This is a genomic window from Streptosporangium sp. NPDC048886, from assembly GCF_055586905.1.
This window is the reverse complement of sequence record NZ_JBVJHH010000008.1, coordinates 159,157-181,344: the sequence shown is the minus strand read 5'-3', so window position 1 is coordinate 181,344 and position 22,188 is coordinate 159,157. Positions and strand designations below refer to the sequence as shown.

General features: G+C 72.5%; 22 protein-coding genes and 1 riboswitch. Of the genes, 10 read left to right on the top strand and 12 right to left on the bottom strand.

Going from position 1 to position 22,188, the window contains the following annotated elements; genetic code table 11:
• Positions 1 to 72 precede the first annotated feature (72 nt).
• Complete coding sequence (locus ACZ6R6_RS12275; protein ID WP_470092788.1) at positions 73 to 1,638, bottom strand: FAD-binding oxidoreductase; 1,566 nt, start codon at positions 1,636 to 1,638, stop codon at positions 73 to 75.
• A 46-nt stretch (positions 1,639 to 1,684) separates the two neighbouring features.
• On the opposite strand from ACZ6R6_RS12275, the gene ACZ6R6_RS12270 reads away from it, so the two are divergent.
• The 4 genes from ACZ6R6_RS12270 to ACZ6R6_RS12255 all read left to right on the top strand — a co-directional run bounded on the left by ACZ6R6_RS12270 (position 1,685) and on the right by ACZ6R6_RS12255 (position 5,428).
• The gene (locus tag ACZ6R6_RS12270; RefSeq protein WP_470092638.1) at positions 1,685 to 2,251 is read left to right on the top strand and encodes a TetR/AcrR family transcriptional regulator; all 567 of its coding nucleotides are present in this window, start codon (positions 1,685 to 1,687) and stop codon (positions 2,249 to 2,251) included.
• Complete coding sequence (locus ACZ6R6_RS12265; RefSeq protein ID WP_470092636.1) at positions 2,248 to 3,744, top strand: glycerol-3-phosphate dehydrogenase/oxidase; 1,497 nt, start codon at positions 2,248 to 2,250, stop codon at positions 3,742 to 3,744. Before ACZ6R6_RS12270 ends, ACZ6R6_RS12265 begins: the two co-directional genes overlap by 4 nt.
• Before the next feature lie 603 nt (positions 3,745 to 4,347).
• Positions 4,348 to 5,010, top strand: coding sequence for a sucrase ferredoxin (locus tag ACZ6R6_RS12260; RefSeq protein ID WP_306867758.1), 663 nt, complete (start codon positions 4,348 to 4,350; stop codon positions 5,008 to 5,010).
• A 103-nt stretch (positions 5,011 to 5,113) separates the two neighbouring features.
• Complete coding sequence (locus tag ACZ6R6_RS12255; protein WP_012893126.1) at positions 5,114 to 5,428, top strand: WhiB family transcriptional regulator; 315 nt, start codon at positions 5,114 to 5,116, stop codon at positions 5,426 to 5,428.
• A gap of 231 nt (positions 5,429 to 5,659) precedes the next feature.
• Here the strand turns inward: ACZ6R6_RS12255 and ACZ6R6_RS12250 are convergent, their stop codons facing one another.
• The 7 genes from ACZ6R6_RS12250 to ACZ6R6_RS12220 form a co-directional block, all read right to left on the bottom strand.
• The gene (locus tag ACZ6R6_RS12250) at positions 5,660 to 5,905 is read right to left on the bottom strand and encodes a hypothetical protein (RefSeq protein ID WP_470092633.1); all 246 of its coding nucleotides are present in this window, start codon (positions 5,903 to 5,905) and stop codon (positions 5,660 to 5,662) included.
• A 53-nt stretch (positions 5,906 to 5,958) separates the two neighbouring features.
• Complete coding sequence (locus ACZ6R6_RS12245) at positions 5,959 to 6,333, bottom strand: hypothetical protein (RefSeq protein ID WP_470092632.1); 375 nt, start codon at positions 6,331 to 6,333, stop codon at positions 5,959 to 5,961.
• A 200-nt stretch (positions 6,334 to 6,533) separates the two neighbouring features.
• A complete protein-coding gene (gene rsgA, locus ACZ6R6_RS12240; protein WP_470092630.1) occupies positions 6,534 to 7,652 on the bottom strand; it encodes a ribosome small subunit-dependent GTPase A in 1,119 nt (372 codons plus the stop codon).
• Positions 7,653 to 8,015: 363 nt separating this feature from the next.
• Positions 8,016 to 9,272 carry a serine hydroxymethyltransferase gene (gene glyA, locus ACZ6R6_RS12235; RefSeq protein WP_470092628.1) on the bottom strand — a complete coding sequence of 419 codons (1,257 nt, stop codon included), beginning with the start codon at positions 9,270 to 9,272 and terminating at the stop codon, positions 8,016 to 8,018.
• A 31-nt stretch (positions 9,273 to 9,303) separates the two neighbouring features.
• Positions 9,304 to 9,385: riboswitch (ZMP/ZTP riboswitch) on the bottom strand.
• Between the two features lie 8 nt (positions 9,386 to 9,393).
• Positions 9,394 to 10,359 carry a YihY/virulence factor BrkB family protein gene (locus ACZ6R6_RS12230; RefSeq protein WP_470092626.1) on the bottom strand — a complete coding sequence of 322 codons (966 nt, stop codon included), beginning with the start codon at positions 10,357 to 10,359 and terminating at the stop codon, positions 9,394 to 9,396.
• A 79-nt stretch (positions 10,360 to 10,438) separates the two neighbouring features.
• A complete protein-coding gene (locus ACZ6R6_RS12225) occupies positions 10,439 to 10,837 on the bottom strand; it encodes a YccF domain-containing protein (RefSeq protein ID WP_306867745.1) in 399 nt (132 codons plus the stop codon).
• A gap of 33 nt (positions 10,838 to 10,870) precedes the next feature.
• On the bottom strand, positions 10,871 to 11,683 hold the full coding sequence (locus tag ACZ6R6_RS12220; RefSeq protein ID WP_470092624.1) for a TIGR03084 family metal-binding protein: 813 nt from the start codon (positions 11,681 to 11,683) through the stop codon (positions 10,871 to 10,873).
• A 545-nt stretch (positions 11,684 to 12,228) separates the two neighbouring features.
• Between ACZ6R6_RS12220 and ACZ6R6_RS12215 the strand changes: the two genes are divergently transcribed.
• The 4 genes from ACZ6R6_RS12215 (at position 12,229) to ACZ6R6_RS12200 (ending at position 15,655) form a co-directional block, all read left to right on the top strand.
• Positions 12,229 to 13,911 carry a nitrite/sulfite reductase gene (locus ACZ6R6_RS12215; protein WP_470092623.1) on the top strand — a complete coding sequence of 561 codons (1,683 nt, stop codon included), beginning with the start codon at positions 12,229 to 12,231 and terminating at the stop codon, positions 13,909 to 13,911.
• Between the two features lie 34 nt (positions 13,912 to 13,945).
• Positions 13,946 to 14,089, top strand: coding sequence for a hypothetical protein (locus ACZ6R6_RS12210; protein ID WP_012893136.1), 144 nt, complete (start codon positions 13,946 to 13,948; stop codon positions 14,087 to 14,089).
• 82 nt (positions 14,090 to 14,171) lie between these two features.
• Positions 14,172 to 14,900 (top strand): phosphoadenylyl-sulfate reductase, encoded by a 729-nt coding sequence (locus ACZ6R6_RS12205; RefSeq protein WP_470092786.1) that lies wholly within the window; start codon positions 14,172 to 14,174, stop codon positions 14,898 to 14,900.
• Positions 14,897 to 15,655, top strand: coding sequence for a sirohydrochlorin chelatase (locus tag ACZ6R6_RS12200; protein WP_470092622.1), 759 nt, complete (start codon positions 14,897 to 14,899; stop codon positions 15,653 to 15,655). The genes ACZ6R6_RS12205 and ACZ6R6_RS12200 overlap by 4 nt, the downstream gene beginning before the upstream one ends.
• A 36-nt stretch (positions 15,656 to 15,691) precedes the next feature.
• Here ACZ6R6_RS12200 and ACZ6R6_RS12195 read toward each other — a convergent pair whose 3' ends face one another.
• The 3 genes from ACZ6R6_RS12195 to ACZ6R6_RS12185 form a co-directional block, all read right to left on the bottom strand.
• Complete coding sequence (locus tag ACZ6R6_RS12195; protein ID WP_470092621.1) at positions 15,692 to 16,489, bottom strand: hypothetical protein; 798 nt, start codon at positions 16,487 to 16,489, stop codon at positions 15,692 to 15,694.
• 1 nt (position 16,490) lies between these two features.
• Positions 16,491 to 16,988 (bottom strand): SigE family RNA polymerase sigma factor, encoded by a 498-nt coding sequence (locus ACZ6R6_RS12190; RefSeq protein ID WP_470092620.1) that lies wholly within the window; start codon positions 16,986 to 16,988, stop codon positions 16,491 to 16,493.
• Positions 16,989 to 17,262: 274 nt separating this feature from the next.
• Positions 17,263 to 17,991: a DUF1707 SHOCT-like domain-containing protein gene (locus tag ACZ6R6_RS12185; protein WP_470092618.1), complete on the bottom strand. Its 729-nt coding sequence runs from the start codon at positions 17,989 to 17,991 to the stop codon at positions 17,263 to 17,265.
• A gap of 177 nt (positions 17,992 to 18,168) precedes the next feature.
• On the opposite strand from ACZ6R6_RS12185, the gene ACZ6R6_RS12180 reads away from it, so the two are divergent.
• Positions 18,169 to 19,617, top strand: coding sequence for an ankyrin repeat domain-containing protein (locus tag ACZ6R6_RS12180; protein WP_470092616.1), 1,449 nt, complete (start codon positions 18,169 to 18,171; stop codon positions 19,615 to 19,617).
• A 148-nt stretch (positions 19,618 to 19,765) separates the two neighbouring features.
• Positions 19,766 to 21,385: an isovaleryl-CoA dehydrogenase gene (locus ACZ6R6_RS12175; RefSeq protein WP_470092614.1), complete on the top strand. Its 1,620-nt coding sequence runs from the start codon at positions 19,766 to 19,768 to the stop codon at positions 21,383 to 21,385.
• Here the strand turns inward: ACZ6R6_RS12175 and ACZ6R6_RS12170 are convergent.
• Positions 21,378 to 21,983 (bottom strand): hypothetical protein, encoded by a 606-nt coding sequence (locus ACZ6R6_RS12170; RefSeq protein ID WP_470092612.1) that lies wholly within the window; start codon positions 21,981 to 21,983, stop codon positions 21,378 to 21,380. The two genes, ACZ6R6_RS12175 and ACZ6R6_RS12170, sit on opposite strands and share 8 nt — an antisense overlap.
• Positions 21,984 to 22,188: the final 205 nt, after the last annotated feature.

The following is a 22,188-nucleotide window of genomic DNA, read 5'->3' as shown; positions in this document are numbered from 1 at the left end:
CGGCCGGAGCCCACCCGGCCCGATGTCTTTACATTGTAGATTCGAATCAGCCGCCCCGCTCGGCGGCGGGGACTAGCCGATCAGCACGCCGGGGTTGAGGATGCCCTCCGGGTCGAGCCTGTCCTTGACCCCGCGCAGGATCTCCACGCCCAGGTCGCCGATCTCGGCGGCGTAGGCCTCCCGGTGGTCGCGGCCGACGCCGTGGTGGTGGGAGATCGTGCCCCCGGCCGCGACGATCGCCTCGCAGGCCGACCGCTTGGCCGCCTCCCACTGCGCGAGGGGGTCGCCGCTCTGCGCCGTGACGACGGTGAAGTAGAGCGAGGCGCCCGTGCCGTACACGTGGGAGACGTGGCACATCACCAGCGGAGAGCCGAGCGAGGCGTGCAGCGCCAGCCGTACGGCGTCGTAGAGCCGGGGAAGGTTGGACCAGAATCCGGCCGTCTCCAGCGTCTCCACGGTGGCCCCCGCCGCGAGCAGCGAGTCGCGCAGGTAGGGCGCCGCGTAGCGGCCGTGGGCCCAGGACTCCCCCGGGCCGGGTCCGAGGTAGACGCCGCCGCACTCCGACAGCACCGCCGCGGCGCTCTCGCGCCGGCCGGCCACCTCTGAGGAGCCCTCGTGACCCGCGATGACCAGGCAGCCCGCGTCGGCCGCCAGGCCGCCGAGCTCCCCCGGCCTGGCCAGCCCGACCATCGTCTCGGTCTCGTCGGACAGCCGCAGGACGGTGGGCAGCGGGCCGTCCTGAGCGAGCCGGCGCAGCGCGGCCGAACCCGCCGCGAACGACGCGAACCGCCAGCCCTCGTAGACCCGCTCGGCGGGGGCCCGCCGTACGCGCAGCCGCAGGGAGGTGATCACCCCGAACGAGCCCTCGGAGCCGAGGATCACCTGGCGCAGGTCGGGGCCCGCGGCGGACTTGGGGGCGCGGCCGAGGTCGAGGGTGCCCCGGGGGGTGGCCACGGTCAGCCCGACGACCATGTCGTCGAAACGGCCGTACCCCGCCGACGCCTGGCCGCTGGAGCGGGCCGCGGCGAAGCCGCCCAGCGTGGCGTACTCGAACGACTGGGGGAAGTGGCCCAGGGTGAGCCCGTGCCCGGCGAGGAGCTGCTCGGCCTGCGGGGCGCGCAGCCCCGGCTCGAACTCGGCCACCATCGACTCGGTGTCCACCGAGACCAGCCGGTTCAGCCGGGCCAGGTCGAGGGCGACGACCCCGGCGAAGCCCTGCCGGGCGGCCACCAGGCCGCCCACCACCGAGGTGCCCCCGCCGAAGGGGACCACCGCGACCCGGTGCGCGGCGCAGGTCCGCAGCAGGTCGAGCACCTCCTCGTGCGAGCCGGGCAGCACCACGGCGTCGGGGGCGTCGGAGCCGTCGCCCGCGCGCATGCGGATCAGGTCGGGAGTGGACTTGCCCCGGGTGTGCCGGATGCGGGCGTCGTCGTCGAAGCGGACGTGGTCGGCGCCGACGATGCCGCGCAGCTCGGTGAGGACGAGCGGGGAGAGCGCCACGGCGGGCAGCCGGACCTCGCCGAAGCTGGCGGCCGGGGTCGTCGGCGCGCGCACGCCCAGCATGTCCTGGAGCAGCTTGCGGACCGGCTCCGGCAGGTCGGTGGCCTTGGCGGGGTCGCCCCAGCCGGACCAGAGCATGGGTTCGGCGGCGGTCGTCGGAGTTTCCACCTCTACACTGTGACACATGACGTCTATCCGTCACAATGCGACCATGGGCGGCGGCGACGCGGTCCTCGACGCCGCCCGCGAGATGGTGCTCGCGGTCGGCGTACGGCGGACCACGCTCACCGACGTGGCGCGCCGGGCCGGGCTGTCCCGGATGACGATCTACCGCCGCTGGCCCGACGTGCGCGGCCTCGTCGCCGACCTGATGACCCGCGAGTGGGTGCTCGTCGCGAGCCGGTTCGCCACCGAGGACCCGGTCACCGCGGCGGTCGGGGTGGTCCGGGAGCTGCGCGGCCACCCCCTCTGGCGCAAGATCGTCGAAGTGGACCCCGAGCTGCTCCTGCCGTACCTGCTCCGGCGCAGGGGCTCCAGCCACGAGGCCATGCTCGCGCTCGTCGGGTCGGCGATCGCGCGAGGTCAGGAGCTGGGCACCGTACGGCCCGGCGACCCCGGGGCACTGGCCGCCGCCGTGGTGCTGACCGCCCAGTCGTTCCTGCTGTCCGGCCCGACCATGCTCGGCCCCCTCACCCAGGAGGCCCTGGACGCCGAGCTCACCACGCTCCTGGAGAGGTATCTGCGCCCGTGAACTCCTCCCTCAACGCCGCCCGCCGCTCGCGCGAACTCGCCGAGGCCGCGGACCTCGTGGTGGACGTGCTGGTGGTCGGGCTGGGCGCCACCGGCGCCGGGGCGGCGCTCGACGCCGCCTCACGCGGCCTGTCCGTGGCCGCGATCGACGCCCACGACCTGGCGTTCGGCACCTCCAGGTGGAGTTCCAAGATGATCCACGGCGGGCTCCGCTACCTGGCCAAGGGCCAGGTGGGGGTGGCGCACGAGAGCGCGGTGGAGCGTGGCGTCCTGCTCCGGCACACCGCCCCGCACCTGGTGCGGGCCCAGCCGTACCTGCTGCCGCTGACCCCCGCGGTCTCGGGCGGCCAGGCCGCGACGGTGATGGCCGGCTACCGGCTCGGCGACGGGCTGCGGATGGCCGCGCGCACGCCCCGCCGCCTCCTCCCCGGCCCGTCCCGGATCTCCGCGGGCCGGGCCCGGTCCCTCGCCGCGCCGCTGAACCCGCACGGCCTGCGCGGCGCCCTGCTGTCGTGGGACGGGCGCCTGACCGACGACGCCCGGCTGGTGGTCGCCCTGGCCAGGACGGCCGCCTCGCACGGGGCCAGGGTCCTGACCCGCTGCCGGGCGCTGGAGCTGACCGGGGACGGGGCGCGGGTCCGCGACGAGCTCACCGGCGGCACCTTCACCGTCCGGGCCAGGGCCGTGGTCAACGCCACCGGGGTCTGGGCCGCCCAGCTCGATCCGGCCATCCCGTTGCGCCCCTCACGCGGCACCCATCTCGTGCTCCGGCCGCAGTCCCTCCCCGGGCTCAGGGCCGGGCTGCACGTGCCGATCCCGGGGGAGAGCAACCGGTTCGTCCTGGTGCTCCCCCAGCCGGACGGCCGGGTCTACGTCGGGCTCACCGACGAGCCGGTGCGGGGACCGGTCCCCGACGTCCCGCAGGCGCCCGAGGAGGACGTGACGTTCCTGCTCGGGGTGCTCAACTCGGTGCTGGAGGTGGCGCTCAGGCGGGAGGAGGTCGCCGGGACCTACGCCGGGCTGCGCCCGCTGCTCGGCGGCGAGGGGCGCACCGCCGACCTGTCCAGGAGGCACGCGCTGCTGACCTCCCCGGAGGGCGTCGTCACGGTCGTGGGCGGCAAGCTGACCACCTACCGGCGGATGGCCCAGGACGCGGTCGACCGGGCCGTGTCGCTACGGGGCCTGGCCGCGGGCCCGAGCCGTACGGCGCGGCTGCCCCTGGTCGGGTTCACCGCGGAGGGCGCCGGGGCCGGGGACCGGCTGGCGCAGCGGTACGGGAGCGAGGCGGCGGCGGTGCGGGCGCTGACGGTGGAGGATCCCGCGCTGGCCGAGCCGCTGCCGACCGGGATCACCCGGGCCGAGCTGGTCTGGGCCGTCAGGCACGAGGGCGCGCTGGACGTCGACGACCTGCTCGACCGCCGGACCCGGATCGGCCTGGTCCCCGGCGACCGGACGGCGGCCCTGCCCGCCGCACGGGCGGCGCTGGCGTACTGACGGCGGCGGACCGCCCCGGTCCGCCGGGGCCGGCGCCTCGCCCCGGCGGGCGGACTTTTCCGGTCTGCCCGCTGACGCAGGCGGGCTTTTTCCAATCCGCCTACGACGCAGGCGGGCTTTTTCCAATCCGCCTACGACGCAGGCGGGCTTTTTCCAATCCGCCTATTGACAAGGACGTGTTGACGCCTGTTGAGACCGGCCTATTGACGGGGACCCTCCGCAGGCCCTATGGCTCCACCCGGACCGCCCGCCTCCGGAGCCCCGGACGTCACATCTCCGTCAGCATTAGGTTAGTCTTACCTAAGTCGAAATAGGAGGGGTGCGCAGGTGGCCACGGGGGGCGTTTCGAGCATGGCGGCCAGGAGCTGCGCGCACCCTCAGGGATGCCACTCGGGCGACCTGCCCGTCCTCGCCAGCGCGACGGTGGGCGCCCGGTTCTGGCTGCTCATCGAGCACTCCGGCCCCTGGGCCTCCCATCTGGAGGACTGCCGGCTCCCCGAGGACGTGCACACTCTTATCAAACGGGCCACGAGCCTCGGCATCCGACCCCAGCTCATCCGCCGCCCGGGGCGCCGGATCCCCTATGGGAGCGGCATTCACGTCATGGTCGCCGACTCCACGGCGGCCGAGCCGTGGCTCGCCGAAGGCGTCATCGCAGGTCCGGACGATCTTGACATGGACGCTCTGGTGGCCGGAGTGGTCCCGGAGTCCTGCATACTTGTGAGTGAGCCGGTTTTTCTGGTCTGCACGCATGCCAAGCGCAACGCGTGCTGCGCCCGCATTGGACTACCCCTCGCTCGTTCTCTGGCCGAAGTTTTGCCGGACAGAGTATGGGAAACATCACATGTTGGCGGCGATCGATACGCCGCCAACCTCGTGTGCTTGCCACACGGGCTTTACTACGGCAGCATGTCTCAGGCTGCCGCGGTCGCGGCAGCGAATGCGTACCGGTCCGGCGAGGTCATCCTCGACCGTTTCCGGGGACGCGCAGGCATCCCTGAGCCATTGCAAGCCGTCGAGCATTTCGTCCGTTCCCACACGGGCGAGCTCTCGGTCGGCGGAGTGGCCGTGGAGTCCTCCAGGTCGGACGGCGACACCACCGAGGCTTTCGTGCGCGGTAGTGCCGCTCGTTTTCGGGTAGTGGTTGAACCCATGACGCTAACAACGCCATGTGGTACGGCTTGTGCCGACACGATCACCACCTATCGGCTGGTCGCGCTGGACAGGCTCGCGCCTGTGCGGTACGCCACGTCCGCCCTCACCTGACCTGAGGGAACATCACGGCCTATCCAGGCGTTGGACACAGGGACGCCATAAACGTCCAATGCGGCATCAACCCGAAATACCCTCACTAAAAGGTGGTTTTCTCATGTCTCAGGTACGTCGGCAGACCGCCCGGCCTCGGCCCAGCTGGGGCTGGCAGGATGACGCCGCGTGCCGGGGCGAGGACCTCGTGCTCTTCTTCGGTCCCGACGGCGAGCGTCAGCCTGAGCGCGACATTCGCGAGCGTAAGGCCAAGGCCATCTGCGCCCAGTGTCCCGTACGCGCCGAATGCCTCGACTACGCGCTGTCCCGTCCGGAGAAGTACGGCACCTGGGGCGGTCTGAACGAGGACGAGCGCGCCTCCGAGCGTCGCCGTCGCATGCGCCGCGCCGCCAGCGCCGGCATCAGCGCCGTCGCCTGAGCAGCACCTCCACCCGGCTCTCCCCTCGCGTGTGATCTCGCTGATTCCCCTGCGAGATCACACGTTGTTGTGTATGGTCAGGGTGTTTCGCGGGCCGATCCGCCGACCACGGCCGGTCCGCCGGGAACGCCCGCCGGGGAGGCCGCCATACGCACCACACCGTGGCCGCCTCCCGGACGACCGCCTGCAGCTCCTATCACTGTAAGCCATCATCGACCGCCCGCAGACGGCTCAGCCCTGTGGGGGGACCTTCGGGATGTCCCGCCGGCCACGTGAGGGCAGCGGCTTGACCTGGGGGGCGGAGCAGCTGGGACAGCTGCGGTCCGCCCACGGCGCGGTGGTGACGATCCCCTGCCTGCGCCACACGACCGGCCGGCCGTCATCGGCGTGGCACGCCTCGTAGATGTCCTCCCAGACATGCAGGCAGCGCAGACACTGGAAGTCCCAGGCCTCGGTGACCTCGTGAATCTCTCGCATGAGCTATCTCCTCGCATGGATGTCGTGCTGATCCGGACGGCGGGCCGCCGGACCTATATGCGAGAGATGCTCAGCAGGATCAGCCGATCGGGCTCGGCCTGCGCCACGGCTGGGGACCCCCCGGCCGCGGCGCCGCGGGCCGGCCGCCCGGCCGCGGACGGGACCGTCCCCCAGGTCCCCGGTGTCGCGGTCCCTCTGAGCTGCGTGCGCGGTTCGCGCTTGCTCTGGGTGTGACGGGTGACGGGTGCGGCGGGGACGTCGTCGGCGGGCGGCGCGTCACCCGCGACGACCTCGGCGGCCATCCCCGCGGGCAGCCCGAGAACGTCGGAGTGCCAGCCCAGACAGAGCCCGAGGCAGATGAGGATCGCGATCCACGGAGCCGCCCGGCGGCACCGGGACGACCTCCGTCTGCCCGATTCTGCGATCACACCTAAAGGTTTGCCTACTCACAGTAGTCAAAACCCTACTCTTGGTAAGAGTAGTCGAGTCGCCGGGAACGCGATCGTCGCCGGGCCGCCGAAACGGTGCGGAACGTGGCGGACCGGCGCCGGGCGCGTCCGCCCCCGGCGCCGGAGGGCGCCCCGCCCCGGCCCATGCTGCCACGGGCCGGGGTGGGGCGCCCCGGCCGTCACGGCCGGTTCCGGCCTGACTTCCGCATCTCCTTGTGGATGATCTTCCACCTGTTCTGCAGCTCCTTGCGGAGCCGGGCGTCGCTCCTGGAGGCCATCCAGGCGGCCTCGCGCTGGAGCTTGTTCCAGCTCTCCAGCCGCCGCTCGGGCAGCGTGCCGTCCTCGATCGCGGCGATCACCGCGCAGCCGGGCTCGCTGTCGTGGTGGCAGTCGGCGAACCTGCACCGCTCGGCGAGGTCCTCGATGTCGGAGAAGACCATGTCCACGCCCTCGCCCATGTCGTACAGGCCGATGCGGCGGATGCCGGGCGTGTCGATGATGAGGCCGCCCCCCTGGAGCGGGATCAGCTCGCGGTGCACCGTGGTGTGGCGCCCCCGGCCGTCACCGGCCCTGACCTGCTGGGTCTCCATCACCGCCGTCCCCGCCAGAGCGTTGACCAGGGTGGACTTGCCGGCGCCCGAGGCGCCGAGCACCACGGCGGTGCGGGTCCCCTCCAGGTAGCCGCGCACGATCTCGACCCCCTCACCGGTGAGGGAGCAGATCGGGTGCACGTCCACCCCGGGCGCCGCCGTGGCGACCTCCCCCATCAGGTGGTCGAGGCCCTCGCCGATGAGGTCGGACTTGGTGATGAGGACCACCGGCAGGCCGCCGCTCTCCCAGGCCAGCGCGAGCAGCCGCTCGATCCGGCTCAGGTCGGCGGTGTCGGTGGCGTGCAGGGCGGGTTCGGCGACGAAGACGACGTCGACGTTCGCGGCGAGCACCTGCCCCTGGGAGTCGCCGGACAGGCCGCCCCGGGAGAGCCTGCCGACGCCGCCGCGGACGAAGGCGGTACGGCGGGGCAGCAGCGCCTCCAGCTCGAAGCGGCCCTCCGGGAGCCGGCGGAGACCGGCCCAGTCCCCCACGCAGGGCAGGGCGACGGGGTCGGCGGCGGCGGCCCGCCGCACCTGGGCGCTGTAGTGGACCTGTGCGTGACCGTCGGCGGACAGCACTTCGGCGGCGCCGCGGTCGACGCGGGCCACCCGGGCGGGGATCAGGCCGGCCGGCAGTTCGGCGGCGAGAGAGTCGTCCCAGCCGAGCGGGGACAGTGTGGAAAGACCAGAAATGACTGGCGATGACAACGTGGGTACACCCTTTGTGGAAGCCGGGCGCCCCTGCGTGAAGTGGCTAGGCGGGCACCCGGAGGTTGACGGATGGCAGGCTCGTCACAACGACCCGCATAGTCCTCACCTCCCGCGTCCACGGCCACCTGTCTGCCAGATGACGTCTTCGGCTGAAGAGTAGCGCAGGTCCCCCCATTCCACGCAACCCATTAATCCCCCGCCTCACCCACGCGCCTCACCCGCGCGCCGCGGCCGGGGCCGCCGCCGTGCGGCGCCTGCGGGCACCTCGCCCCGACGGCCCGCCGGCCCGTACGGCGGGCGCGCCCGTGAGAAGGCCCCGGGACCCGACGGGGTCCCGGGGCCTTCCCGCCACGGATCAGGTCACAGGCCCGGGGCCGGGAAGTGCGAGGTCAGCTCCGTGACCTCGCCGTGGACCCGGGTGATGACGTGCTTGGCCTCGTCCTCGTCCTTGGCCAGGGCGGTGACGACCTGGTCGATCCAGGCGCCGATCTGGCGCATCTCGGCCACACCCATGCCCCGGCTGGTCACGCCGGCGGTGCCGATGCGGATGCCCGACGGGTCGAACGGCTTGCGCGTGTCGAAGGGCACGGTGTTGTAGTTGGTCTCCAGGCCGGCCTTGTCCAGGGCCTGGGCGGCGGGCTTGCCGCCGATGCCCTTCGGGGTCAGGTCGAGCAGGATGAGGTGGTTGTCGGTGCCACCGGAGACCAGGTCGAAGCCGCGGCCGTTGAGCTCCTCGGCCAGCGCCTGGGCGTTCGTGACGACCTGGCGGGCGTAGTCCTTGAAGTCGTCGGTCGCCGCCTCCTTCAGCGCCACCGCGATGGCCGCGGTGGTGTGGTTGTGCGGGCCGCCCTGCAGACCCGGGAAGACGGCCTTGTTGAGCGCGGTGGCGTGCTCGTCGGAGGTGGCCATGAGCATCGCGCCGCGGGGACCGCGCAGGGTCTTGTGCGTGGTGGTGGAGATGACGTCCGCGTGGCCGACCGGCGACGGGTGGGCGCCGCCGGCCACCAGGCCGGCGATGTGCGCGATGTCGGCGGCGAGCACCGCGCCGACCTCGCGGGCGATCTCGGCGAAGGCCGGGAAGTCGATCGTGCGCGGGATCGCGGTGCCGCCGCAGAAGATCAGCTTGGGCCGCTCGCGGAGGGCGATCTCGCGGACCTCGTCCATGTCGACGCGGCCGGTGTCCTGGCGCACGCCGTAGCGGACCGGGTTGAACCACTTGCCGGTGGCCGAGACCGACCAGCCGTGGGTGAGGTGGCCGCCGAAGGGCAGGCCCATCCCCATCACGGTGTCGCCCGGCTGCAGGAAGGCGAGGTAGATGGCGAGGTTGGCGGGCGAGCCCGAGTAGGGCTGGACGTTGGCGTGGTTGACGCCGAACAGGGACTTGGCCCGCTCGATGGCCAGGGACTCGACCTGGTCGATGACCTGCTGGCCCTCGTAGTAACGCTTGCCCGGATAGCCCTCGGAGTATTTGTTGGTGAGGACGGTGCCGGTGGCCTCCAGGACGGCCTTGGACACGTAGTTCTCCGAGGCGATCAGTTTGACGGTGTCGGCCTGACGGCGCTCCTCCGCCTTGATCAGCTCGGCGATCTGCGGATCGACACTGGAAAGAGAACTCATGGGGCCTTCACTCCTCTGTCGTCGTTGACGTCGCGAAGACCCAGGCGCACGGCCTCCGCCATTACGCTCCCCGGTGGTCCCTCCCACCCAATGCGCCAGTCGCGTCTTAGACGATAGCGGACTAGCCGGCACGGCCGGCGCGGCCCGCTCCGTCCACCGGCCAGAGCCGGTCCACCTCGGCGTTGAGGGTGGCTCCGATGAGCACGGCCAGCGCGGTGATGTAGAGCCACAGCAGCACCGCGATCGGGGCGGCGAGCGAGCCGTAGATCGAGACCGGGGAGAACCAGGCCGCCAGCACCGAGCGCAGCACCGCGGCGCAGGCGAGCCAGATGATGAACGCGAGCACCGCCCCGGGCAGCTCGCGCCACCAGCGTGTGCGCACCGGCACGCTCACGTGGTAGAGCAGGGTGAGGAAGAACACCGAGCCGATGATGACCACCGGCCAGTAGAGGCTGTCGACCAGCGGGGTGTAGTCGAGGGGCAGGGCGCCGCGCAGCGCCGCCGGGCCGAGGACGAGCACCGGCATGACGAGCAGCCCCGTCAGCAGGCCGGCGAGATAGAGGCCGAAGGACATCAGGCGGGTGCGGATGATCCCGCGCTCCTCGCCGAGGCCGTAGGCGACCGAGATCAGGTCCACGTAGACGAACAGCGCCCGCGAGCCCGACCAGAGCGCCAGCAGGAAGCCCAGCGAGATCAGCGAGACCTGGTTCTCGGGTTTCAGCACGTCGTCGACGAGCGGGGTGACGACGGTGTCCACGGCGTTGTCGGTGAACAGCAGGTGCGCCTGCGCGTCGATCCACTCCCGGACGCTCTGCAGCGTGTCCGGGCCGAACACCCGGGTGAGCTGGCCGAGCACGCCGATCAGGCCGAGCATGAACGGCGGCAGCGACAGCAGCGCGAAGAAGGCCGCCTCACCGGCCAGGCCGGTGACCCGGTAGGTGACGCCCGCGTTGACGGTGGCGCTGGCCAGTGCCCAGACGCCCGTCCCGCGCACCCAGGTGAGCCCGGCGCGCAGCCTGGCCCCCCGCCCGCGCGGCGAGCGCCTGTCAGGCCCGGGGCGGTGCGCCGGAGCATCAGTGGACGTCATGGCACACAACGGTATTTCCTAGTGACGCTTGATCACGAGTCCGTCCGGCAACGATCGAATCTCGTGTCCAGTGTCCGCGCTACCTGCGATAAAACGCCTCCGGGTCGTCCACGTCGACGATCCGGGCGCCCAGCGGCAGCAGCGAGACCGGGATCAGCTTGATGTTGGCGATCCCCAGCGGGATGCCGATGACCGACAGGAAGAGCGGGATCGAGGTCAGCAGGTGTCCGATGGCCAGCCAGATCCCGGCGACCACGCACCAGATCACGTTCCCCACGGTGGACAGGCAGCCCGCGCCGGGATCGCGCACCACGGTCCGCCCGAAGGGCCACAGCGCGTAGGCGGCGATCCGGAACGACGCGATGCCGAACGGGATGGTGATGATCAGAATGCAGCAGATGACGCCCGCGAGGACGTAGCCGGCGGCCAGCCAGATCCCCGCGAACACCAGCCAGATGACATTCAACAGAGTCCGCATGATTTGAGGATGTCAGGCGGGATCTGGCGGGCTCTATCCGGTCCGTCCCTGAGAAAGCCCTGATCCGAGCGGCGCCCGTCCCCTGCCCGGGGGCCCGGCGAAGGCCTGGGCGACCCGCGCCCACGCCCGCGCGCCCTCGCCCCGCAGCTCCAGGGAGGTGTCGTCGAGGTGGCGGCGCTGGACCACCAGGAGGCAGAAGTCGAGCACCGGCCCCCTGACCACGTCCGCGGCCCCGGCCGGTCCCGCCGTCCACGGCGACCCGTCGGGCATCGTCAGCTCGACCCGGATCGGCCCGGCCGGCGGCGGCAGGCCGCGCATCGCGAAGCCGTAGGGCATGGCCCGCACCCCGAGCGTCGCCACGTGCCTGAGCCTGGCGGTGGGGACGCGGGCCAGGCCGAGCGCGTCCGCCACGTCCTGGCCGTGGGCCCAGGTCTCCATCAGCCGCGCGGTGACGAAGGACGCGGCCGACATGTCGGGGCCGTACCAGGGCAGCCTGACCCCGGGGGCGAGCCGGGCGAACGCCTCCAGACTGCGCGCCCTGGCGGCGCGGAACCAGTCGTGGACCTGGCCCGGGGCGAGGCTGCGGGAGGCGGCCGCGATCTCGTCCACCGCCGAGTATCCGCGGCCGAGGAAGGCGGGCAGGGTGGCGCGGAAGCCGTCGGGGTCGGTCGCCGCGGCGGTGGCGGCGTCGTCGAACCAGGCGAGGTGGCTGATCTGGTCGCGCACCGCCCATCCCTCGGCGGGGGTGGGCAGCTCCCAGGCCGCCGCATCGAGCCCGCGGACCATGGCGTCGAGCTCGGCGGTCTCCGCGCGCAGATCGGCCAGCAACTCGCCCACCAGGCTCACGGCACCTCCCCATCCGGCCAAGGCAAGGGTAACCGAGCGATGTTCTAGGGGATAGTCCCCCGATTCCAGGGGCACCCCACAAGAGTGATCTGCGAACAGTGCAAGGACCGCCGTCACGGCGAGTGCCGGGGCGGCTCATGGTGCGACTGCCAGCACCAGGAGGCCGAGCGGCCCCACGAGTCGGCGCTGGACTGGCCGCGCCAGGGATGATCCGGACAGCCGGAACCGGGCCCGCGGACCAAGGTTGAGCCTGGAGACCGTCCAGAGTGTGGACCCGACATTGGACATCTCAGTCGACCAATGTATCGTCAGGGACATGCCAGCGGACCCATTGCTCGTCGTGCGACGCCACGTCGACCTCTTGCGTGTCCGCAGTGCCATCTGTTGTGACGTCCGTTGACCGTCGCCCTCCGCTGATTTCATCCAGCTCGGGCGCGCGACAGGCGTCCTCTTCGTGAGCAAGCAACCCCCGCACTCGACGATGAGGCGGTAGGTGCCGTCTGTGCGTGTCCGGAAATCACTCCATCGATCCGAAGGACGCGCAAATGACGACCCCGGCCAAGCCGGCTAACCGCCACCACAAGCGCCCGCGCGGCGAAGGTCAGTGGGCTCTCGGTTACCGCGAACCGCTGAACAAGAACGAAGAGAACAAGAAGAACGACGACGGGCTCAACGTCCGTCAGCGGATCATCGACATCTACGCCAAGAACGGTTTCGACTCCATCGACCCCGCCGATCTGCGGGGCCGGATGCGCTGGTACGGGCTCTACACCCAGCGCAAGCCCGGGATCGACGGCGGCAAGACCGCGATCCTGGAGCCGGAGGAGCTCGACGACCGCTACTTCATGCTCCGGGTCCGGATCGACGGCGGGCGGCTCAACCTGGAGCAGCTCCGCGCCATCGCCGACATCTCCAACCTCTACGGCCGGGGCACCGCCGACGTCACCGACCGGCAGAACATCCAGCTCCACTGGATCGAGATCGAGGCCGTCCCCGACATCTGGAAGCGGCTGGAGGCGGTGGGCCTGTCCACCACCGAGGCCTGCGGCGACACCCCGCGCGTCATCCTTGGCTGCCCGCTGGCCGGGATCGACGACAACGAGGTCCTCGACGGCACCGCGCAGATCGACGAGATCTACGACACCTACATCGGCGACCCGGCCTTCTCCAACCTGCCGCGCAAGTTCAAGACCGCGGTCAGCGGCTGCCCGGCGCACTGCACCGTGCACGAGATCAACGACATCGCCTTCGTGGGCGTGGTCAACGAGCGGGGCGAGAAGGGCTACGACCTGTGGGTCGGCGGCGGCCTGTCGACCAACCCCATGCTGGCCAAGCGGCTGGGCGTCTTCGTCACCCCCGAGCAGGTCACCTCGGTCTGGGGCGGCGTGATCGGCATCTTCCGCGACTACGGCTACCGCCGCCTGCGCCACCGGGCCCGGATCAAGTTCCTGGTCAACGACTGGGGCGTGGAGAAGTTCAGGGAGATCCTCGAGACGGAATACCTGGGACACGCGCTGCCCGACGGCCCCGCGCCGGAGCAGCCGCGCGACGGGCGCCGCGACCACGTGGGCGTCTTCCCGCAGAAGGACGGCAACTTCTACGTCGGCTTCGCGCCCAGGGTCGGCCGCCTCGACGGCGACAAGCTGCACCTGATCGCCGACATCGCCCAGCGGCACGGCTCGGACCGGGTGCACACCACGGTCGAGCAGAAGATGGTCGTCCTCGACGTCGCGCCCGACCGGGTCGACAGCATCGTCGCCGAGCTGGAGGCCAACGACCTGCGGGTCAACCCCTCCACCTTCCGCCGCCAGACCATGGCCTGCACCGGCATCGAGTTCTGCAAGCTGGCGATCGTCGAGACGAAGGCCACCGCCTCCGACCTGATCGACGAGCTGGAGCAGCGTCTGCCGGACTTCAAGGAGCCGCTGACCATCAACGTCAACGGCTGCCCCAACTCCTGCGCGCGCATCCAGGTCGCCGACATCGGCCTCAAGGGGCAGCTCGTCGTCAACGACAGGGGCGAGCAGGTCGAGGGCTTCCAGATCCACCTGGGCGGCTCCCTGGGCGTCAACCCGGGCTTCGGCCGCAAGGTCCGCGGCCTGAAGGCCACGGCCGAGGAGCTGCCCGACTACGTGGAGCGCGTCGTGCGCAACTTCGACAAGCAGAAGAACGACGGCGAGACCTTCTCCGACTGGGTCCAGCGGGCCGACGAGACGGACCTCAAGTGAGCGGCCCGGCGGGCCGCGGGGCGGGCAGGGTCCGATGAGTGAGCGAGCGGTCCCCTTCCACTGCCCCTACTGCGGCGAAGAGGATCTCGAACCCTACGAGGGCGACGGCGGCTGGTACTGCCGCTCATGCGTGCGCGCCTTCAAGTTGAAGTTCCTGGGAATCGGAGTGCGGTCATGACGCGGAGCGAGCCCGACGCGGTGAGCGCGGTGGTCGGCGAGGCACGGGCGGCCCGCGTGGCGAACGAGGAGTGGTGAGCGACATGACACTGGTGGACATCGAAGTCGGACTACGACAGCAGCGCGGCGCGCTCGACCTGCAGGACATCGTCGAGTCGGCCGCGCAGTTCCTGGAGGACGCCTCCGCCCTGGAGATCATCCGCTGGGCCGCGGCCACCTTCGGCGACCGGCTCTGCCTGACCTCCTCGATGAGCGACGCGTTGCTGATCGACCTGGTCAGCCGGGTCAAACCCGGTGTCGACGTGCTGTTCATCGACACCGGCTACCACTTCGCCGAGACGATCGGCACCCGTGACGCCGTGCGGCAGGTCTATGACGTCAACGTGATCGACGTGAAGCCGTCCCGGACGGTGGCCGAGCAGGAACGCGACCTGGGCCCGCGCCTGTTCGGGCGCAACCCCGACCTGTGCTGCTACCTGCGCAAGGTGGAACCGCTCAACCGGGCGCTGGAGCCCTACCTCGCCTGGGTCTCCGGCATCCGCCGCGACGAGGCCGCCACCCGCGCCGGTGTCAGGGTCGTGGAGTGGGACGCCAAGCGCCAGATGGTCAAGATCAACCCGATCGCCCGGTGGACGCAGGACGACGTCGACAACTACATGGCCGACAACGGCGTGCTCATCAACCCGCTGCACTACGACAACTACCCCTCGATCGGCTGCGCCCCCTGCACCCGCCAGGTCGCCCCGGGCGAGGACCCGCGCAGCGGGCGCTGGGCCGGGATGGCGAAGACGGAATGCGGGCTGCATCTATGACGTGGCGCGTCCGCGGCACGGCGCCGGCGGTCCCGCTGGTCGCGGTGGCGCACGGGTCCCGTGACCCGCGCGCCGCCGCGACGGTGGAGGACCTGCTCGACCTGGTACGGCGGGCACGCCCCGAGGTCCCCGTGCGCACCGCCTACCTCGACCACGCTCCTCCGACGCTCCCCATGGCGCTGTCCGGGCTGGCCGAGGCGGCGGTGCTGCCGCTGCTGCTCACCGAGGCCTACCACAGCCGCGTGGACATCCCCGGCGCGCTCGCCGAGGTGACGGCCCGCCGTCCGCTGCTGCGCGTGCACCGGGGCGCCACCCTGGGCCCGCATCCTTTGCTGCTGACCGCCCTGGAGCGGCGCCTGGCCGAGGCCGGAGTGGCCTCCGGCGACCCCGGCACCGCCGTGGTGCTGGTCTCGGCCGGCTCCAGCGACCGGCGGGCCAACGCGACGGTCGCGGGGATGGCCGGAGAGTGGGCCGGGCGAGGCTGGTGGTCGGTGACCGCGGCCTACGCCTCGGCCGCCGAGCCCACCCCCGCGCAGGAGGTCCGGCGCCTCCTGTCGGCCGGCGCCCCGCGCGTGGTGGTGGCCCCCTACCTGCTGGCCCCGGGCCACTTCGCCGACAAGATCCGCCGTGACAGCCTGGCCGCGGGCGCCGGGGCCGTCGCCGACGTGCTGGGCGCCGCCCCCGAGCTCGCGGCCGTGCTGATCGAACGCTACGAGCAGGCGGTGCGGCGGGAGAGGGCCTTCGCGACGGCCTGACCGGTGGGGCTCAGCCGGTCGCCTGACCGGTGGGGCTCAGCCGGTCTCCCCACCGCCCTCACCGCCCTCGGCGCACCGGACCACGACGACCCGGCCGGTGGCCGGGTCGACCTGGCGGACGTCGTCCCGGCAGGCCGGACGGGCCAGCTCCCTGACCATGACGGACCATTCGAGGGGGAACCTCTCCGCGCCGGCGAGCTGCCGCTCCCAGCCGTCGAACAGCGTGTCCTTCCGGGCGAACAGCTCTTCGACGGTCATCGCGCCCGCGTCGACCTCGCCCGGCAGCACGGCCACGGACACGACGCGCTCGGCGGTCTTGGCGACCTTGGCGACCCTGTCCTCCCAGTACCCCGCGTAGGTGAGGCCCTCGGGCCCCTGCCCGCAGAACTGCTTGTGGGGGGCGCCGCCGTCGACCCGGATGACCATCCGCCGTAGCGGCCCGGCGCACATGACCTGCACCATGATCCGGGCCTTGCCCGCCTCGACCCGGAGGCTCTCGCGCGTCCCCGCCACGCGGTACCCCCGCCGCGCGATCTCGCCGCGGGGGACCATGTCCTCTCTCCCGGGCCACGAGACCGTCGGCAGGACAGGCGACGGCTGGGCCATGACCCCGGTCCAGAGGTCGTCGGGGACCGTGGTGACGCCGCCCGCGGGCAGGGTGAACGCCGCCGCGACGGCGAGTCCCGCCGCGACCGCGCCCCCCAGGGCCTGGCGGCGGCGGCGCCTGATCCTGCGGGCGCGCCGGTCGACGTCGGCGACGGTCACGCCCCTGTGCAGGCCGTCGCCGCCCTCCTGGCTCAGGATCTCGCGCAGCTCGGATTCGGTGATCGTCAACTCAGCTCCCCGTGGTGATCGCGGCGACCGCCGCGGGATCGACGCGTAGTTTGGCCAGCGCCCGGCTGGCCTGGCTGCGGACGGTCGCCACCGAGCAGCCGAGGATCTCGGCGATCTGCGGGTCGGGCAGGTCGGCGAAGTAGCGCAGGACGATCACGGCGCGCTGCCCGCCGGGCAGCCCCGCCAGGGCGTGCCGTACGGCCTCGCGCGCCCCGATCTCGCCCGTCCGGTCCTCCCCCGCCACGTCGGGCAGCTCCGCCGTCGGCACCTCGGCCCGCCATTTACGCCGCCACCAGGAGGCGTGGGTGTTGGTCAGGATGCGGTAGACGTAGGGGTCGGGGTTGTCGCCCACCCGCCGCCAGGCGAACCATGCCTTGGCCAGCGCCGTCTGCAGAAGGTCCTCCGCCGTGCCCCAGTCGCGGCACAGCAGGTAGGCCGTCTGCAGCAGCCGGGCCGAGCGCTGCTCCACGTAGCGCTCGAAGTCGGCCCGATCTCGCATTCGGGCTCCTCACTGTTCGGTGTCCGTCACCGATCACTACGCGCCGGACCCCCGCAGACGTTGCACGCCCCGTGGAACGTCCCGGCCGGAGACGGCCCCGGCGGCCTCCGGAGGGCAGGTGAGGAGCGGACGGCGGTGAGGAGCGGACGGCCGCCGATCATTCCGGCCGCCGGCGAGGAGCGGACCCTGGTGAGGACCCGGCCGCCGGTGAGGACCGTACGGCCGGTGAGGAGCGGCTCCCGGGTGAACCCGGGTCGCCGGTGAGCCCGGACGGTCAGTGGGGCCAGTGATGGCCGGGGTGCCCGTGGGGGCCCGCGGGAGGGGCCGGCGGCAGGGGAGGCCGAGGCTCACCCGTGAGTTCGCCGCGCAGCTCGCGCCACTGCTCCCGCCATGCGGCCCAGGGCTTCTTGACGGGCTTGGCCTTGGCGTCGCCGATCACCTTGACGTCGCCCATGACGGCATACGCCCTGACCCGGATGAGCGGCACGTTCATCCCGGCGGGGGCCTCCAGGACCTGGACCTTCTTGTCCCCCATGATCGCGATGCCCTCGAGGTCGACGTCCACGCCGTCCGGGACGATGATCTTCACATCGCCCATGACCGCGGTGGCCACGATGTCCACCACTCCGGTGCGGACCTCGGCCTCACGCAGGTCGAGCAGCACGTCGCCCATGACGGCGACCGCTCCGAGCCCCTGGTCGATCCGCCACTTGCCCCGGCGCTTGGAATCGCCCATGACGGCCACGAACCAGCGACGCGCCCGGCCGCCCTGCGGCGCCGGAGCCGGGTCAGGGGCGTAGGCGGGCGCGTGGGGCCGGTCGGCCGACGGCAGGTCCGAGGTGATGACGGCCAGCTCAGCCTGGGTGACGGCGGTGTAGGCCATCTCCGTGCGCTCGGTCAGCTCGCCGAGGGTCAGCCGTCCCTCGACGGAGGCGACCCGCAGCCGTTCGACGACGGCCTCCCGCTCGGTGTCGGAGGCCCGTATCGCACCGGGATCGTTCATGAATCACAACATATCGCGAGTTCTCTCCGCGGTGGATCCTTCGGAAGGAGGAGCTACCGCCCGTGGCGGCCTACGTCCCGGGCGCCGCGCGGCCCGCGGGACGGCCGTGGCCCGGGCCGGCTGAGCCCTCCCGCGGAGGCGACCGGCGGCCCTCCCGGCCACCTATTATCCGGAGACATGTATGAAGAACTGCTGGACGCGGTGGCCGGGAACGACGCCGAGCGGGTCGAGCGCCTGCTCCAGAGCGGGACGGGCGCCGATCCGGACGGCGCCGGTGAGACGACGGCCCTCTACCGGGCCTCGGTGGACGGCCGGACGGCGATCGTGCGGGCGCTGCTGGCCGCCGGCGCCGACCCCGACCGGATCAGCGGCGGTGAGGAGGAGGGGCTGCCGCTGTGCGGGGCCGCGGCCTGCGGCCACGCCGAGGTCGCGCAGGCGCTGCTGGCCGCTGGGGCCGGGCCCTCCGGCCGGGAGGGCGGCGGGTGGACCGCCCTGCTGTGGGCCGCCTCCAACGGGCGGGCCGACATGCTCGACCTTCTCCTGGCCGCCGGGGCCGACCCCGAGGAGGCCAACGACAGCGGTGAGACCGCACTCACCCTGGCCACCCGGCGCGGGGCGCTGGGCGCCGTGCGCGCGCTGCTGACGGCCGGGGCCGACCCCACCCGCTCCGACGGCGAGGGCGACACGCCGCTGGCCATCGCCTACGACTGGCTGGGCACGCAGCTGGAGAGCGCCCTGCTGGAGCAGGTCACCGAGCAGGCCCCCGAGGACTCCCAGTTCGTCGTGGGCCGCAGCCGCGCCTCCGACGGCACCGACCTGGTGACCGTGACGGCCGTGGGACCGGACGGCGAGCGCGCGGTCGAGGTCGTGTGCCAGCGCGGCCACGCCGCCGTCGCCACCCTCCTGGAGGTCGCGACCTCCGAGCGGCTGCCCTTCGACGAGCTGGTCGAGCGGGCGCTGCCGTACCGGGACATCGACGAGGAGGCCGAGACCTGGTGGACGGTGGCGAGCGCGCTGAGCGAGCGGGGCGACGAGGACACCTTCGAGGCCGCGGCGCGCCTGTGCGTCAGTGAGGACCCGCGCAAGCGGGAGTTCGCCGTCGACGTGCTCGCGCAGTTCGGCTTCACCGACGGCGCCAAGCCCTTCCTCGACCGGACGCTGCCGATCCTGCGGCGGATGGCCGCCACCGAGGGCGACGAGCGGGTGCTGCGCTCGGTGCTCGGCGCGCTCGGCCACCACGCCGACCCGCGGTCGCTGCCCGAGGTGCTGGAGATCATCACCGCCGACGGCTGGACCCGCACCCAGGCCGACCCGGCCGCGCTGGCCGCCGTCCTGCCGCCGGGCCACGCCGAGGGGCTCTCGCTGCTCGTCTCCATGACGGAGGACCCCGACGAGGAGGTGCGCGACTGGGCGACCATGGGCCTGGCCGGGCTGACGGAGGACACCGAGCAGATCCGTGACGCGCTGGCCGCGCGGCTCGACGACGAGGACCTGACCACGGTGGCCGAGGCCACCCGCGGTCTGGCCGCCCGGGGCGACTCGCGCGCCCGCAGAGGCGTGGCCCGCGTGCTCGCCGAGAGCGACGAGGACGACGACTACGTCCGCGACCTGGTCCGCGAGTCCTAGGAACACGGCCGGGCGGGGGGCAGGCCCGCGTCGGGCCCGGGAGGCGCCGGTGGCCCGGCTCCCCCGGACGTGTGAAGATCATGGAAGGGGTGCTGAGATGGGGACAGCACCCGGTTACGGGTCCAGCTGAGTTCATCGGAGGCCGCGCGTGACCCATGACGTCTTCAACCAGGTCCCCCCGCTCACCGGTCACGACGTGTCCGCCGACCCGGCGCTGCTGGCGGGGACGGCCCGCGAGAACGCCGGCTGGGCCACCGAGGAGCTGCGCCGGCTCGGCACGCTCGCCGGGTCGGAGCAGGCCGGGGAGTGGGGGCGGCTGGCCAACGAGCATCCGCCGGTCCTGCGCACCCATGACCGCTACGGCCACCGGATCGACGAGGTGGACTTCCACCCCGCCTGGCACGAGCTGATGACCGTGGCGGTCGAGAACGGCCTGCACGCCGCCCCGTGGTCCAGTGCCCGGCCGGGCGCGCACGTGGCCCGCGCGGCCAAGTTCTACCTCTGGAGCCAGGTGGAGGCGGGGCACGGCTGCCCGATCTCCATGACCTACGCCGCGGTCGCCGCGCTGCGCCACAGCCCCGCGCTCGCCGCCGACTGGGAGCCCCTGCTGACCTCCCGCAGCTACGACTTCGGGCTGCGCCCGCCGCTGGGCAAGCGCGGGGTGCTCGCGGGGATGGCGATGACCGAGAAGCAGGGCGGCTCCGACGTCCGCGCCGGCACCACCCGGGCCGAGCCCCTGGGGGACGGCGGTTACGCCCTGACCGGGCACAAGTGGTTCAACTCCGCCCCGATGTGCGATGTGTTCCTGGTCCTCGCCCAGGCCCCCGGCGGCCTGTCGTGCTTCCTGCTCCCCCGGGTCCTGCCCGACGGCACCCGCAACGCCATTCGCCTGATGCGGCTGAAGGACAAGCTGGGCAACCGGTCCAACGCCAGCGCCGAGGTGGAATATGACAGCGCGGTCGCCTGGCTGGTGGGTGAGGAGGGCCGGGGCGTGCGGACCATCCTGGAGATGGTCAACATGACCCGGCTGGACTGCGTGATCGGCTCGGCGGCCGGCATGCGCTACGGCGTGACGCGGGCCGTCCACCACGCCACGCACCGCGGCGCGTTCGGCAGGAGGCTGATCGACCAGCCGCTGATGCGCAACGTCCTGGCCGATCTGGCCCTGGAGTCGGAGGCCGCGACCACCCTGATGACGCGGCTGGCCGGGGCCACCGACCGGGCCGTCGCCGGGGACCGGGCCGAGAGCGCGCTGCGCCGCACCGCGCTGGCGGTGGGCAAATACTGGGTGTGCAAGCGCGGGCCCGTCCACGCGGCCGAGGCGCTGGAGTGCCTGGGCGGCAACGGCTACGTCGAGGAGTCACAGATGCCCCGGCTGTTCCGCGAGTCGCCGCTCAACGGCATCTGGGAGGGCTCGGGGAACGTGGCGGCGCTGGACGTGCTGCGCGCGCTGGGCCGCGAGCCGGAGGCGCTGGAGGCGTTCTTCTCCGAGGTCACACTCGCCGCCGGGGCCGACCGGCACCTGGACGAGGCCGTCGACCGCCTGCGCAAGTCTCTGGGCGACCCGACCGACATCGAGGCCCGCGCCCGCCGCGTCGCCGAGGACATGGCCCTGGTCCTGCAGGCCTCCCTGCTCGTACGGCTGGCGCCCGCGGCCGTCGCCGACGCCTTCTGCGCCTCCCGTCTGGCCGGTGAGGCGGGACGCGCCTTCGGCACCCTCCCCCCGCGCCTGGATCTGGACGCCCTCATCGAGCGGGCCGTCATCTGACCCACCCCTGACGCCTCTGGTGGTAGGCCGCCACGGCCGCGGCGGCCCCGCCGTCGCCGGCCAGCAGCCGGGCGAGCCGGTCGAGCCTGCGGCTCGCGCAGAGCGCGTAGGTCTCGGCCCACCACTCGGAGGGGTGGTCCCGGTAGCGGTCCAGGGCGAGCAGCGGACGGCAGAACCGCATGATCCTGCGCCACTCCGGGGTCCGGTCCATCTCGTCCAGGTCGCACAGCGCGTGCCCGATCATGTGGTGGACCAGTGCCCCTGACGAGTGCGCCCCGCCGGCGATGACGACCGTACGTCCCATGTAGAGGCCGGCGGAGTCGGCCACCCGGGCGTCGCAGGAGCCGTCCGGCTCCGGCTGCTCGGCGAGCGTGTCGGCGCCGAGCCAGATCCCGTCGAGGTCCTCGGCCAGCCGGGTGGCCAGGTGCACGGGGAGCCCGGCGAGCTCGTCCACCGCGGCCACCAGCTCCCGCCGCGGCGCCCCGGACCAGTGCCGGCGGATCACCCGCTCCAGCACTCCGCAGTCGCGGGTGCCGTCGCGGGGCAGCGGCTCGCGGTGGCCGGGGTAACCCGTCTGGTTCCAAGGGGGGATCCGCATCCGGGGCGCTCCGTTCTGCCGGGAAGTGTTTCCGGTGGTAAACGTCCGCCGGAGCGGCGTTCATTACAGGCAGATGCGCAGATGTTCGTTGTGGAAAGAACGCGATCCTTTACCGGCGCGCGCCCCATTCACCGGTCTACCCTCACATCTGCGAAAACCAGTCGGATATCGCCGCCGCGATTGGCCCCCTCGAAAAGGACTGATC

What these genes read in the sequence shown, in the direction of transcription:
- glyA (WP_470092628.1), bottom strand. Translation starts at nt 9,272, where the DNA reads ATGAGTTCTCTTTCCAGTGTCGATCCGCAGATCGCCGAGCTGATCAAG.
- ACZ6R6_RS12210 (WP_012893136.1), top strand. Translation starts at nt 13,946, where the DNA reads ATGAGTGAGCGAGCGGTCCCCTTCCACTGCCCCTACTGCGGCGAAGAG.
- ACZ6R6_RS12185 (WP_470092618.1), bottom strand. Translation starts at nt 17,991, where the DNA reads ATGAACGATCCCGGTGCGATACGGGCCTCCGACACCGAGCGGGAGGCC.
- ACZ6R6_RS12200 (WP_470092622.1), top strand. Translation starts at nt 14,897, where the DNA reads ATGACGTGGCGCGTCCGCGGCACGGCGCCGGCGGTCCCGCTGGTCGCG.
- ACZ6R6_RS12250 (WP_470092633.1), bottom strand. Translation starts at nt 5,905, where the DNA reads ATGCGAGAGATTCACGAGGTCACCGAGGCCTGGGACTTCCAGTGTCTG.
- ACZ6R6_RS12225 (WP_306867745.1), bottom strand. Translation starts at nt 10,837, where the DNA reads ATGCGGACTCTGTTGAATGTCATCTGGCTGGTGTTCGCGGGGATCTGG.
- ACZ6R6_RS12270 (WP_470092638.1), top strand. Translation starts at nt 1,685, where the DNA reads ATGACGTCTATCCGTCACAATGCGACCATGGGCGGCGGCGACGCGGTC.
- ACZ6R6_RS12255 (WP_012893126.1), top strand. Translation starts at nt 5,114, where the DNA reads ATGTCTCAGGTACGTCGGCAGACCGCCCGGCCTCGGCCCAGCTGGGGC.
- ACZ6R6_RS12180 (WP_470092616.1), top strand. Translation starts at nt 18,169, where the DNA reads ATGTATGAAGAACTGCTGGACGCGGTGGCCGGGAACGACGCCGAGCGG.
- ACZ6R6_RS12230 (WP_470092626.1), bottom strand. Translation starts at nt 10,359, where the DNA reads ATGACGTCCACTGATGCTCCGGCGCACCGCCCCGGGCCTGACAGGCGC.
- ACZ6R6_RS12190 (WP_470092620.1), bottom strand. Translation starts at nt 16,988, where the DNA reads ATGCGAGATCGGGCCGACTTCGAGCGCTACGTGGAGCAGCGCTCGGCC.
- ACZ6R6_RS12275 (WP_470092788.1), bottom strand. Translation starts at nt 1,638, where the DNA reads ATGCTCTGGTCCGGCTGGGGCGACCCCGCCAAGGCCACCGACCTGCCG.
- ACZ6R6_RS12260 (WP_306867758.1), top strand. Translation starts at nt 4,348, where the DNA reads ATGGTCGCCGACTCCACGGCGGCCGAGCCGTGGCTCGCCGAAGGCGTC.
- ACZ6R6_RS12205 (WP_470092786.1), top strand. Translation starts at nt 14,172, where the DNA reads ATGACACTGGTGGACATCGAAGTCGGACTACGACAGCAGCGCGGCGCG.
- ACZ6R6_RS12170 (WP_470092612.1), bottom strand. Translation starts at nt 21,983, where the DNA reads ATGCGGATCCCCCCTTGGAACCAGACGGGTTACCCCGGCCACCGCGAG.
- ACZ6R6_RS12215 (WP_470092623.1), top strand. Translation starts at nt 12,229, where the DNA reads ATGACGACCCCGGCCAAGCCGGCTAACCGCCACCACAAGCGCCCGCGC.